Origin of the sequence: Streptomyces atratus (assembly GCF_014648655.1) — a bacterium.
GTDB lineage: Bacteria > Actinomycetota > Actinomycetes > Streptomycetales > Streptomycetaceae > Streptomyces > Streptomyces atratus.
This window is the reverse complement of the sequence record NZ_BMRN01000003.1, coordinates 241,760-254,660: the sequence shown is the minus strand read 5'-3', so window position 1 is coordinate 254,660 and position 12,901 is coordinate 241,760. Positions and strand designations below refer to the sequence as shown.

The following is a 12,901-nucleotide window of genomic DNA, read 5'->3' as shown; positions in this document are numbered from 1 at the left end:
CCCACCTGCGAGAATCCATCCGTGAACAACAGCACCGTCGCGGCCTGGGCCCTGCGCCCCGCCGAGCCGGAGGACGTCGAGGTCATGGCCGAGCTGAGGGCCACCGTGATGCGCCCCGACCTGGAGCGGCTCGGGTGCTACGACGAGCACCGCGTACGGCAGCGGCTGCGGGACGTCTACGCACCGGAGCACACCTCGGTCGTCGTCGCGGACGGCGAGTTCGCGGGCTGCGTCACCCTGCGGCCGGTCGAGGACGGGCTGTGGCTGGAGAACTTCTATCTCTCCCCCACCCTCCAGGGCCGCGGCATCGGTACCGCCGTGCTGCGCTCGCTGCTCGCGCGGGCCGATGAGGAGGGCGCGACCGTCCGCCTGAACGTACTGCGGGGCAGCGCCGCCCGCCCGCTCTACGAACGGCACGGGTTCACCGAGGAACGACAGGACCCGGTCGACGTGTTCATGGTGCGTACGCCCGCACGCTAGGCCGTCCGGGCCCTTCGGCCCACACCTGTAAAACCCCAGGCAACCCACCCCCGGGAATCTCCGTCTATCCCCCCGCAGCAGCGGCCGGCCCCCCTGCCGCCGCCTGCACGGGATTCGGTACGCAGCGCAGGGCCGCACGCCTGCCCGCTGCGGGGGAATTGGACGGAGCACGGTGTGACGGACGAACCTGCGCTGCGCGCATCTCCCACAAGAATGTCGCGGCGCACTCTTATGACGGCGGCCGGTGCGATGAGCCTGGCGGTCCTCGGTGCCTGCACCGTGCCCGCCTCGCCCCGCCGCCGCAACCCCACCGCGAATCCGATGCCCGGCCTGCCGATCAGCCCCTCGCACCCGGCCCTGATGATGCAGATCCTCGCCCATCCGGACGACGACCTGTACTTCATGAACCCGGACACCCAGCAGGCCCTCGACGCCGGGACACCGCTGGTCTGCGTCTATCTGACCGCGGGCGAGGCCACCGGCGTCAACCGCGTCCCCGGCCGGCCGTTGCCCGCCCCCGACAAGGCGGCGTACTCCTCCTCTCGTCACCAGGGGCTCCGCCAGGCGTACGCGACACTGCTCGGCCTCGGCAGGTTCACGGAGTGGCAGAAGTCCGTCATCGATCTCCATGGCAACCATCGCGCCGAGATCAACCGCCTCGGAAACGGCGCCCACAGGGTCGAGCTGATCTTCATCAACACCGCCATGCACACCTCGTACGGGCGCCTCGGGCTGCCCAGCCTCTGGCAGGACCGGCGGCTCGTCCTGCCCACCGTCGTAGCCGACAATTCTCCGCTCCAGAAAGCGGGTTCGTACACCTACGACGGGCTCATCGACGTCCTGGACGGGCTGTTCGACCGTTATCGGCCGAGCATCGTGCACACCATGGACCCGGACCCCGACATCCAGCACAGCAGCGAGCTCGTCCGGCGACGGGACAGCGAGCAGAAGGGTTACTCCGACCACCCCGACCACACCGCGACGGCGTTGTTCACCTGGACGGCGCTGATCCGGTGGGTGGCCCGGACCACCGCCGTGGGCGGGGGTGTACCCAGCTTCGCCACCACGGCGTTCCGCGGCTACTACAACCGGCACTGGCCCAAGAACCTGCCCCCCGCCGTGCTGGCCGAGAAGGCGTCGCACCTGGTGCCGTACGGGGGCTCGGCCGAATGGCGGTGCGGCAACCCGGCGGGCTGCGGGGACTACAACGTGGGCGGCAACCGGCCGCTCACCAACCGGAAGGGCTGGGTACGGTCCACCCACTACCGCTACCCGGGCCCACGGCCCGTCGTCGCCACCGCCCCGGACGGCCGGCTCGTGGCGTACGGGGTGCTGGGACTGCGGGCGGTGCGCTGGCGCGAGAGCGCGCCGGGCAGCGGGGTGTGGAAGACACCGGACGACCTCGGCGGCGGCCCGCTCGCACCGATCCTGGGCGGCGCACTCCTGCCGGACGGGCGGCAGCTGCTCTTCGGGCTGCGGTTCGCCGCGCTCGGCGGACACGGCGGGGACAACGAACGCGAGATCGTCGTGCTGGAACAGCGCTCCCCCGGCGGCGACTTCCGTGCCTGGCGGGGGCTGGGCAACCCCGAGCCGAATGGGGAGACCGGACGCCGGATCGGCGTCCCGGTCGCGGTCGCCGCCCCTGACGGGCGCGTCCATCTCTTCGTACGGAACGCGGAGAAGGGCCTCAGTACGCGGGTACGGGACACGGACGGCCGGTGGAGCGGGTGGCGGGACACGGGCGGGGGTGAGGTCCAGGACGGGCTGGCCGCCGTGGTGGACGACGCGGGGTGCGTCCATGTCTTCGCGGCGGGCCGTTACGCGGTGCATCACTGGACGCAGGACGCGCCCGGGGATGAGGTCACCGCACGCACCCAGATCAGCGGGGTACCGGTGCCGGCGGACGGCCCGGCCGCACTGCCCGGTGCGGACGGGACCGTCGAGCTGTTCTACCGCGCGGCCGCGAAGGCCCGCCTGACGACCGTGATGACCGGGGAGACGGCTGACGAGACCGGCATCGACGGATACGGGCGGCTGATCAAGGACCGGGTGGGCTTCGACGGGTACGGGCCGGTGTCCGCCGCGGGGTCGCCTCGCGGCCCGGTGCTGCTCGGCCGCACCGAGAAGGGCCTGATCCAGCTCCGTACATCCCGAGGGATCTCCGTACGCAAGCACGGGCCGGTGGCGCTGGACGGGCCCGCGCTGCATGTCGGCAGGGACGGGCGGCCGGCGGTGGTGGCCCTGGGGCCCGACGCCCTGCCGTGGCTCTGGCGCCCCTGAGAAGTCTCGGAACATACCGAAGGGCCCCGGTCCACCGCTTGCGCGGCGGGCCGGGGCCCTCCTTGGTGCTCTGTGCGGAGCAACCAGGTCAGACAGTCAGGTAATTACTTGACGATCTTGGTGACCTGGCCGGCGCCCACGGTCCGGCCACCCTCACGGATGGCGAACTTCAGGCCCTCTTCCATGGCGACGGGCTGGATCAGCGCGACGTTCATGACGGTGTTGTCGCCCGGCATGACCATCTCGGTGCCCTCGGGAAGGGTCACAACGCCCGTCACGTCCGTGGTACGGAAGTAGAACTGCGGGCGGTAGTTGTTGAAGAAGGGGGTGTGACGGCCACCCTCGTCCTTCGACAGGATGTAGGCCTGGGCCTCGAACTCGGTGTGCGGCGTGACCGAACCGGGCTTGATGATGACCTGGCCGCGCTCGACGTCCTCGCGCTTGATGCCACGGAGGAGCAGACCGACGTTCTCACCGGCCTGGCCCTCGTCGAGCAGCTTGCGGAACATCTCGATGCCGGTGACCGTGGTGGTGGTCTTCTCGGTCTTGATACCGACGATGTCGACGGTCTCGTTGACCTTCAGGACACCACGCTCGATACGACCGGTGACGACGGTGCCACGACCGGTGATCGTGAAGACGTCCTCGATCGGCATCAGGAACGGCTTGTCGACGTCGCGCTCGGGCTGCGGGATCGACTCGTCGACGGCCTTCATCAGGTCGAGGACGGTCTGGCCCCACTCCTTGTCGCCCTCAAGAGCCTTGAGCGCCGAGACCTTGACGACCGGAAGGTCGTCGCCCGGGAACTCGTACTCGGAGAGGAGCTCACGGACCTCGAGCTCGACGAGCTCCAGGATCTCCTCGTCGTCCACCATGTCGGCCTTGTTCAGGGCGACAACGATGTACGGAACGCCGACCTGGCGGGCCAGGAGCACGTGCTCCTTGGTCTGCGGCATCGGGCCGTCGGTGGCGGCGACCACGAGGATGGCGCCGTCCATCTGCGCCGCACCCGTGATCATGTTCTTGATGTAGTCGGCGTGACCCGGGCAGTCGACGTGCGCGTAGTGACGCGACTCCGTCTGGTACTCGACGTGCGCGATCGAGATCGTGATACCGCGCTGGCGCTCCTCGGGAGCCTTGTCGATCTGGTCGAAGGCCGAGGCCTCGTTCAGGTCCGGGTACGCGTCGTGCAGCACCTTGGTAATGGCGGCCGTGAGGGTCGTCTTACCGTGGTCAATGTGACCGATGGTGCCGATGTTGACGTGCGGCTTAGTCCGCTCGAACTTCGCCTTCGCCACTGGGTCCTCCTGTGGAGTGGTTCTGTACGCCTTGCTTCATCGGCGCCAGGTGATCTTTGCTGGGATGCCGGGGCCGGGGGCATTCACCGCATTGCTTGCGCTCTGCGACGAATGCCCCACCAGGCTCCGGTGACAAGCCTAAAGCGTGAGCTCGGGAGAGTTACTCGCCCTTGGCCTTCGCGATGATCTCCTCGGCGACGTTCCGCGGAACCTCGGCGTAGGAGTCGAACTGCATCGAGTAGCTTGCGCGACCCGAGGTCTTGCTGCGGAGGTCTCCGACGTAGCCGAACATCTCCGAAAGGGGCACGAGGCCCTTCACGACGCGAGCGCCGCTGCGCTCCTCCATGGCCTGGATCTGGCCACGGCGGGAGTTGATGTCACCGATGACATCGCCCATGTAGTCCTCGGGCGTGGTCACCTCGATGGCCATCATCGGCTCGAGGAGCACGGGGGACGCCTTGCGGGCACCCTCCTTGAACGCCTGCGAACCGGCGATCTTGAACGCCAGCTCGGAGGAGTCGACCTCGTGGTAGCCACCGTCGAGAAGGATGACGCGGACGCCGACCATCTCGTAGCCGGCCAGGATGCCGAACTGCATGGCTTCCTGAGCACCCGCGTCCACCGAGGGGATGTACTCACGGGGGATGCGGCCACCGGTGACCTTGTTGACGAACTCGTACGAGGCCTCGCCGCCCTCGATGGGCTCGATCGCGATCTGCACCTTGGCGAACTGACCGGTACCACCGGTCTGCTTCTTGTGGGTGTAGTCGATGCGCTCGACGGCCTTGCGGATCGTCTCGCGGTACGCGACCTGGGGCTTGCCGACGTTCGCCTCGACGCGGAATTCGCGCTTCATGCGGTCGACGAGCACCTCGAGGTGAAGCTCGCCCATACCACCGATGATGGTCTGGCCGGTCTCCTCGTCGGAGTGCACCTGGAAGGACGGGTCCTCCTCGGAGAGGCGCTGGATGGCGACACCCAGCTTCTCCTGGTCACCCTTGGACTTGGGCTCGATGGCGACCTGAATGACCGGCGCCGGGAAGTCCATGGACTCCAGGATGACCGGGTTCTTGTCGTCACACAGCGTCTCACCGGTGGTGGTCTGCTTCAGGCCCATGACGGCGATGATGTCGCCGGCGCCCACCGACTCGATCTCCTCACGCTTGTTCGCGTGCATGCGGTAGATCTTGCCGATGCGCTCCTTCTTGCCCTTGACGGAGTTCAGCACCGAGGTGCCGGACTCCAGGCGGCCCGAGTAGACCCGGACGAAGGTGAGCTTGCCGAGGTGCGGGTCGCTCATGATCTTGAACGCGAGGGCCGCGAGCGGCTCGTCGTCGGACGGCTTGCGCTTGACGACCTCCTCCGGGTCCTTGACGCCGTGGCCCTCGATGGCCTCGACGTCCAGGGGGGAGGGGAGGTAGCGCACGACGGCGTCGAGCAGGGGCTGGACGCCCTTGTTCTTGAACGCGGTGCCGCAGAACACGGGGGTGACGGTCGTCTCGCCGCCCTTGCCCGAGTTGATGGTGATGCGACGGATGCCCTCGTAGAGCTGCTCCACGGAAGGCTCTTCGCCCTCCAGGTAGAGCTCCATGAGCGCCTCGTCGTTCTCCGCGGAGGCCTCGAGGAGCTTGCCGCGGTACTCCTCGGCCTTCTCCACGAGGTTCGCGGGGATGTCGACGATGTCGTACGCCTCGCCCTTGGTCGCCTCGACGGGGTAGACGAACGCCTTCATCGTCACGAGGTCGACGACACCCGTGAAGTCGGCCTCGGCACCGATCGGGAGCTGCATGACGATCGGGGTCGCGCCGAGGCGGTCCGTGATCATCTGGACGCAGCGGAAGAAGTCGGCGCCGGTGCGGTCGAGCTTGTTGACGAAGCAGATACGCGGCACGCCGTAGCGGTCCGCCTGACGCCAGACGGTCTCGGACTGCGGCTCGACGCCGGCGACACCGTCGAACACGGTGACGGCACCGTCGAGGACGCGGAGCGAACGCTCCACCTCGACGGTGAAGTCGACGTGACCCGGGGTGTCGATGATGTTGATGGTGTGGTCAACATCATTGAGCGGCCAGTGGCAGGTCGTCGCGGCGGACGTGATCGTGATGCCGCGCTCCTGCTCCTGCTCCATCCAGTCCATCGTGGCAGCGCCGTCGTGGACTTCACCGATCTTGTACGAGACGCCGGTGTAGAAGAGGATCCGCTCAGTGGTGGTCGTCTTGCCCGCGTCGATGTGGGCCATGATCCCGATGTTGCGGACCTTGGCCAGGTCAAGCGAAGTGGTGGCCATAAGGCTCAATCTTCTCTCGGTCTCGATGTGGGTAGCGACTACCAGCGGTAGTGCGCGAAGGCCTTGTTGGACTCGGCCATCTTGTGGGTGTCCTCGCGCTTCTTGACGGCAGCGCCAAGACCGTTGGAGGCGTCGAGCAGCTCGTTCATGAGGCGCTCGGTCATGGTCTTCTCGCGGCGGGCGCGGGAGTAACCCACGAGCCAGCGCAGCGCGAGGGTGGAGGCGCGACCGGGCTTGACCTCGATCGGCACCTGGTAGGTGGCGCCACCGACACGGCGGGACTTGACCTCGAGCGAGGGCTTGACGTTCTCAAGCGCGCGCTTCAGCGTGATGACCGGGTCGTTGCCGGTCTTCTCGCGGAGGCCCTCCATGGCGCCGTACACGATCCGCTCGGCGGTGGAACGCTTGCCGTCCAGCAGGATCTTGTTGATCAGCGAGGTGACAAGAGGAGAGTTGTAGACCGGGTCGATGATGACCGGGCGCTTCGGGGCGGGGCCCTTACGAGGCATTCTTACTTCTCCTTCTTGGCGCCGTAGCGGCTGCGGGCCTGCTTGCGGTTCTTGACACCCTGGGTGTCGAGCGAGCCGCGGATGATCTTGTAACGAACACCCGGCAGGTCCTTCACACGGCCACCACGCACGAGCACGATGGAGTGCTCCTGCAGGTTGTGTCCCTCACCCGGGATGTAGGCCGTGACCTCGATACCGGAGGTCAGACGCACACGCGCGACCTTACGGAGTGCCGAGTTCGGCTTCTTCGGGGTGGTCGTGAACACACGCGTGCAGACGCCGCGGCGCTGGGGCGAACCCTCGAGCGCGGGCGTCTTGTTCTTCTCGACCTTGTCCTGCCGGCCCTTCCGGACCAGCTGCTGGATCGTAGGCACTACTTCTCCGGTTTCTGTGTGCCGTTCGTGAAACTAACCTGGAACGTCACCGACCCACGCGGTCGGGTGTGTCGAATGCTGCAGGCTCCTGCCGCAAGGCAGAAGGGAGCGCAGATTGCGGTGGCCACTGACGGACTCGCCATGCGGTTGAGGACACGCACACGAGCCCAGGCACACCCCAGGCACAAGGTCTGAGCGTACCTACCTCGTCGACTCCGGTCAAAACAAATGCTGTCCACCGGGACACGCCGGGACCTTGCTCCGGCTCTGCACGGCTACCTCGGCCGGGCTTTCGGACCGAGCTAGCCGAGGTATTCACCCGAAGCTCAATCCCCTTGTCTGCCCTTCCGCCCGTTGCCATTTAAAAATTTCTGAATCAAGACAAGATCCTCTCGGTCCTTCCGGCGATTGGATCTGCCCTTCCAGGCAGCCACTTCACGGAGCGGACAGAATGGTATGCCCTGGATGAATTCGGCCGCTTCGATCAGTTCGTCGGGCTCCGCGGAGCCCGGCAGCCAGCGGTCGAACACCTCCAGGCAACCACCGAAGAGCAGCACCATACGGCCGTGCCCGGACGGTGCCGGAACAGGTTCGGCCAGACTGACGGCCGTCTTCCACGCCGCTCCCCTCGCCACGACGTCCAGGTCACCCACAGCCTCCCTGAGACCATGAGCCAGCATGGGTCCGCTACCCGCGACCACATAATCACCTGGCGCCAGGTCGAGGGACAGGAGCTTCCGAACGAATGGATGCTCAGTCAGGTCCAAAGGCCCTCCTCCTAGAGGACAGGCAGCCCGACCGCGGATCGAGCAGCCATCCCCATCGCCAGAGACGCAATTACACTGGCCAGCGTACCGATGAGGAAGTATTCCGAGGCGTGCTTGCCGTGATCGTTCGTCGGTACGCGCGCCAGCGACTTGGCCGCCAGGACCAGGGCGGCCGCTTCGGGCTGACCGGCGGCGATGAAGACGAAGAGAAGTCCGCGCTCCAGCAATCCGATGTTCTTGCTGCCGCTCATGAAATCCAGAGCCCTGGTCTTTTCTGGCCCGTCCGGCATCGACTCGACTTCGGCACAGACCGGGGCCGTGGCTGCCTTGGCCAGAGATCCGCCACCGAACACCGCGAGGAGAAGAGCCGACAGAAAGATCGCCGCTCGGTCACTGCGCAACAGATCACTGCCCAAGGTGATCGTCGTCCCGCCGGCCGTCCACAACGACAGCAGCACGGCGGCGAACAGCAGGGTCGCCCCCGCGCGTTTCGTTGCTGGCGAGGAACCCGTGGTCAGGGGAAGTGTGATCGAGAAGCCGGGCGACGGCGTCGGAGCCGAGCGATACAGCAGTACCGATCCATAGGCGAGCAGAACAGCGGTGCCGAACGCCGACCAGGGTTTCGGCTCGTGCGCGTAGGGAGCGATGGTGTACGCGCCGTACAGGGCCACGAAGGACACGGTCAGCCACGGACGAGTCCGCTGCCAGCCTGTTCCCCACGGCAGCGATAACGCCGCCGCTATACCGAAGAACACACGTGCTGTCTCCAAGCCCACCCCCCGTGGTCCACCGTCAAGCCCCTTGACCAAGGGCGAATTTTACCTGGACGGCCTCACGCGCGCCGCGGCTTCACCGAACCGGTGCGTATGCCGAAGGGCGGCCACCCCGTACGAAACGGGGTGACCGCCCTCCGGTCGATCAAGCGACTCGCTTACTGGTTGTACGGACCGTAGTCGTAGTCCTCCAGCGGAACGGCCTGGCCGGAGCCCGTGCCGAACGGCGAGTAGTCGATGTCGTCGTAGCCGACGGCCGAGTACATCGCGGCCTTGGCCTCCTCGGTCGGCTCGACCCGGATGTTGCGGTAGCGGGCCAGACCCGTACCGGCCGGGATGAGCTTACCGATGATGACGTTCTCCTTGAGGCCGATCAGGGAGTCCGACTTGGCGTTGATCGCCGCGTCGGTCAGAACCCTGGTCGTCTCCTGGAAGGACGCCGCCGAGAGCCACGACTCGGTGGCGAGCGAGGCCTTGGTGATACCCATCAGCTGCGGACGGCCGGAGGCGGGGTGACCGCCCTCGGTGACCACACGACGGTTCTCGGTCTCGAACTTCGACCGCTCGACCAGCTCGCCCGGCAGCAGCTCCGCGTCGCCGGACTCGATGATCGTCACGCGGCGCAGCATCTGCCGGATGATGATCTCGATGTGCTTGTCGTGGATCGACACGCCCTGCGAGTTGTACACCTTCTGGACTTCGCCGACCAGGTGGACCTGGACCGCGCGCTGACCGAGGATGCGCAGCACGTCGTGCGGGTTGGTGGCACCCACGGTGAGCTTCTGGCCCACCTCGACGTGGTCGCCCTCGCCCACGAGCAGACGGGCACGCTTCGAGATCGGGAACGGCGTCTCGTCGCTGCCGTCGTCCGGGGTGACGACGATCTTCTTGGTCTTCTCGGTCTCCTCGATACGAATGCGGCCGGCCGCCTCCGAGATCGGGGCGACACCCTTGGGCGTACGGGCTTCGAAGAGCTCGACGACACGGGGCAGACCCTGGGTGATGTCGTCACCGGCCACACCACCGGTGTGGAAGGTACGCATCGTCAGCTGGGTACCGGGCTCACCGATGGACTGGGCGGCGATGATGCCGACCGCCTCACCGATGTCGACCAGCTTGCCGGTGGCGAGCGAGCGTCCGTAGCAGAAGGCACAGGTGCCGACCGCGGACTCACAGGTCAGGACCGAACGGGTCTTGACCTCCTCGACGCCGGCGCCCACCAGGGCGTCGATCAGGACGTCACCGAGGTCGACGTTGGCAGGCGCGATGACCTTGCCGTCGACGACGACGTCCTCGGCGAGCATGCGGGCGTAGACCGAGGTCTCGACGTCCTCCGTCTTGCGGAGCACACCGTCCGCACCCTTGACGGCGATCTTCAGCTTGAGGCCGCGGTCGGTGCCGCAGTCCTCCTCGCGAATGATCACGTCCTGCGAGACGTCCACCAGACGACGGGTCAGGTAACCCGAGTCGGCGGTACGCAGGGCGGTGTCCGCCAGACCCTTACGGGCACCGTGCGTGGAGATGAAGTACTCCAGAACGGTGAGGCCCTCACGGAAGGACGCCTTGATGGGACGCGGAATCGTCTCGTTCTTGGCGTTGGACACCAGACCACGCATACCGGCGATCTGACGCATCTGCATCATGTTTCCTCGGGCACCCGAGTCAACCATCATGAAGATGGGGTTCGTCTTGGGGAAGTTCGCGTTCATCGCCTCGGCAACCTCGTTGGTCGCCTTGGTCCAGATCGCGATGAGTTCCTGCGTGCGCTCGTCCTTGGTGATCAGACCGCGCTCGTACTGCTTCTGGACCTTCTCGTCCTGCGCCTCGTAGCCGGCGACGATCGCCTTCTTGGCCTCGGGGACCACGACGTCGGAGATGGCCACGGTGACACCGGAACGGGTCGCCCAGTAGAAGCCCGCCGCCTTCAGGTTGTCGAGCGTCGCCGCCACGATGACCTTGGGGTAGCGCTCGGCGAGGTCGTTGACGATCTCGGAGAGCTGCTTCTTGCCGACGGAGTAGTCGACGAACGGGTAGTCCTCGGGCAGCAGCTCGTTGAAGAGCGCGCGGCCCAGGGACGTACGCAGCCGGAACGTGTCGCCCTGCTGGTACTCCTGCTCGCCCTCCTCGGCGACCGGCGGCACCCAGCCACGCGGCGGGATGGTGCCCACCGGGAAGCGGATGTCGACCTTCGCCTGGAGCGACAGCTCGCGGGCGTCGAAGGCCATGATCGCCTCGGCCGTGGAACCGAAGGAACGGCCCTGGCCGACGACCTTGCGCTCCTCCTCGTCCGTGGTGAGGAAGAACAGGCCCAGCACCATGTCCTGGGTCGGCATGGTGACGGGACGACCGTCGGCCGGCTTCAGGATGTTGTTCGAGGACAGCATCAGGATGCGGGCCTCGGCCTGCGCCTCCGCGGAGAGCGGCAGGTGCACGGCCATCTGGTCACCGTCGAAGTCCGCGTTGAACGCGGTGCAGACGAGCGGGTGGATCTGGATGGCCTTGCCCTCGACGAGCTGCGGCTCGAAGGCCTGGATGCCGAGGCGGTGCAGGGTCGGTGCACGGTTCAGCAGCACCGGGTGCTCGGCGATGACCTCTTCGAGGACGTCATACACCACGGTGCGGCCACGCTCGACCATGCGCTTGGCCGACTTGATGTTCTGCGCGTGATTCAGGTCGACCAGGCGCTTCATCACGAACGGCTTGAAGAGCTCCAGCGCCATGGCCTTGGGCAGACCGCACTGGTGCAGCTTCAGCTGCGGACCGACGACGATCACGGAACGCGCGGAGTAGTCCACACGCTTACCGAGAAGGTTCTGACGGAAACGACCCTGCTTACCCTTCAGCATGTCGCTGAGGGACTTGAGCGGCCGGTTACCGGGACCGGTGACCGGGCGACCGCGGCGGCCGTTGTCGAACAGCGCGTCGACGGCCTCCTGCAGCATCCGCTTCTCGTTGTTCACGATGATCTCGGGGGCACCGAGGTCAAGGAGACGCTTGAGGCGGTTGTTGCGGTTGATCACACGGCGGTACAGGTCGTTCAGGTCGGAGGTCGCGAAGCGGCCACCGTCCAGCTGAACCATCGGACGCAGGTCCGGCGGGATGACCGGCACGCAGTCGAGCACCATGCCCTTGGGCTTGTTACTGGTCTGCAGGAACGCGGAGACGACCTTGAGGCGCTTGAGCGCACGGGTCTTCTTCTGGCCCTTGCCGGTACGGATGATCTCGCGGAGACGCTCGGCCTCCTCGTCGAGGTCGAACGACTCCAGGCGCTTCTGCAGAGCAGCGGCACCCATGCAGCCGTCGAAGTACGTGCCGAAGCGGTCACGCAGCTCGCGGTAGAGCAGCTCGTCGCCCTCCAGGTCCTGGACCTTGAGGTTCTTGAAGCGGCTCCACACCTCGTCGAGGCGGTCGATCTCGCGCTGCGCACGGTCGCGCAGCTGCTTCATCTCACGCTCGGCACCTTCGCGCACCTTGCGGCGCACGTCGGCCTTGGCACCCTCGGCCTCGAGCTCGGCCAGGTCGGTCTCGAGCTTCTTGGCGCGGGCCTCAAGGTCGGCGTCGCGACGGTTCTCGACCTGCTGACGCTCGACGGAGACGTGTGCCTCCAGCGAGGGCAGGTCACGCGTACGGCGCTCCTCGTCCACGAACGTGATCATGTACGCGGCGAAGTAGATGACCTTCTCGAGGTCCTTCGGCGCGAGATCCAGCAGGTAGCCGAGGCGCGACGGGACGCCCTTGAAGTACCAGATGTGGGTGACGGGAGCGGCAAGCTCGATGTGGCCCATGCGCTCACGACGCACCTTGGCGCGCGTGACCTCGACGCCACAACGCTCACAGATGATGCCCTTGAAGCGGACACGCTTGTACTTGCCGCAGTAGCACTCCCAGTCCCGGGTCGGACCGAAGATCTTCTCGCAGAAGAGACCGTCCTTTTCGGGCTTGAGCGTGCGGTAGTTGATGGTCTCCGGCTTCTTCACTTCGCCGTGGGACCAGGTCCGGATGTCGTCCGCGGTGGCAAGGCCGATCCGCAGCTCGTCGAAGAAGTTGACGTCGAGCACTTGTCGTCAATCCCTCTTTCGGGGGTTCGAGCCCCCTCGCGTCACGCGAGAAATCGGGGCACTTCAGCAATGGTC

Annotated in this window: 9 protein-coding genes; 2 read left to right on the top strand and 7 right to left on the bottom strand. The window is 66.6% G+C overall.

Going from position 1 to position 12,901, the window contains the following annotated elements; translation table 11 throughout:
- Window positions 1–84: 84 nt before the first annotated feature.
- The gene (locus IEZ15_RS06765) at window positions 85–480 is read left to right on the top strand and encodes a GNAT family N-acetyltransferase (protein ID WP_373302519.1); all 396 of its coding nucleotides are present in this window, start codon (window positions 85–87) and stop codon (window positions 478–480) included.
- A gap of 213 nt (window positions 481–693) precedes the next feature.
- Window positions 694–2,760, top strand: coding sequence for a PIG-L family deacetylase (locus IEZ15_RS06760; protein WP_189275371.1), 2,067 nt, complete (start codon window positions 694–696; stop codon window positions 2,758–2,760).
- A 104-nt stretch (window positions 2,761–2,864) separates the two neighbouring features.
- On the opposite strand, the gene tuf is transcribed toward IEZ15_RS06760, so the two are convergent.
- The 7 genes from tuf to IEZ15_RS06725 all read right to left on the bottom strand — a co-directional run bounded on the left by tuf (window position 2,865) and on the right by IEZ15_RS06725 (window position 12,826).
- Window positions 2,865–4,058, bottom strand: coding sequence for an elongation factor Tu (tuf, locus tag IEZ15_RS06755; RefSeq protein ID WP_189275014.1), 1,194 nt, complete (start codon window positions 4,056–4,058; stop codon window positions 2,865–2,867).
- 160 nt (window positions 4,059–4,218) lie between these two features.
- Window positions 4,219–6,345 (bottom strand): elongation factor G, encoded by a 2,127-nt coding sequence (gene fusA / locus IEZ15_RS06750; RefSeq protein ID WP_114246098.1) that lies wholly within the window; start codon window positions 6,343–6,345, stop codon window positions 4,219–4,221.
- 38 nt (window positions 6,346–6,383) lie between these two features.
- Window positions 6,384–6,854, bottom strand: coding sequence for a 30S ribosomal protein S7 (gene rpsG, locus IEZ15_RS06745; protein ID WP_072485550.1), 471 nt, complete (start codon window positions 6,852–6,854; stop codon window positions 6,384–6,386).
- A gap of 2 nt (window positions 6,855–6,856) precedes the next feature.
- A complete protein-coding gene (gene rpsL, locus IEZ15_RS06740) occupies window positions 6,857–7,228 on the bottom strand; it encodes a 30S ribosomal protein S12 (protein ID WP_003948652.1) in 372 nt (123 codons plus the stop codon).
- Between the two features lie 326 nt (window positions 7,229–7,554).
- A complete protein-coding gene (locus IEZ15_RS06735; RefSeq protein WP_189275012.1) occupies window positions 7,555–7,995 on the bottom strand; it encodes a hypothetical protein in 441 nt (146 codons plus the stop codon).
- Between the two features lie 11 nt (window positions 7,996–8,006).
- Window positions 8,007–8,666, bottom strand: coding sequence for a hypothetical protein (locus IEZ15_RS06730; protein WP_189275011.1), 660 nt, complete (start codon window positions 8,664–8,666; stop codon window positions 8,007–8,009).
- Between the two features lie 260 nt (window positions 8,667–8,926).
- A complete protein-coding gene (locus IEZ15_RS06725; RefSeq protein WP_114246091.1) occupies window positions 8,927–12,826 on the bottom strand; it encodes a DNA-directed RNA polymerase subunit beta' in 3,900 nt (1,299 codons plus the stop codon).
- Window positions 12,827–12,901: the final 75 nt, after the last annotated feature.

What these genes read in the sequence shown, in the direction of transcription:
- IEZ15_RS06760 (WP_189275371.1), top strand. Translation starts at nt 694, where the DNA reads ATGTCGCGGCGCACTCTTATGACGGCGGCCGGTGCGATGAGCCTGGCG.
- rpsG (WP_072485550.1), bottom strand. Translation starts at nt 6,854, where the DNA reads ATGCCTCGTAAGGGCCCCGCCCCGAAGCGCCCGGTCATCATCGACCCG.
- fusA (WP_114246098.1), bottom strand. Translation starts at nt 6,345, where the DNA reads ATGGCCACCACTTCGCTTGACCTGGCCAAGGTCCGCAACATCGGGATC.
- IEZ15_RS06765 (WP_373302519.1), top strand. Translation starts at nt 85, where the DNA reads ATGGCCGAGCTGAGGGCCACCGTGATGCGCCCCGACCTGGAGCGGCTC.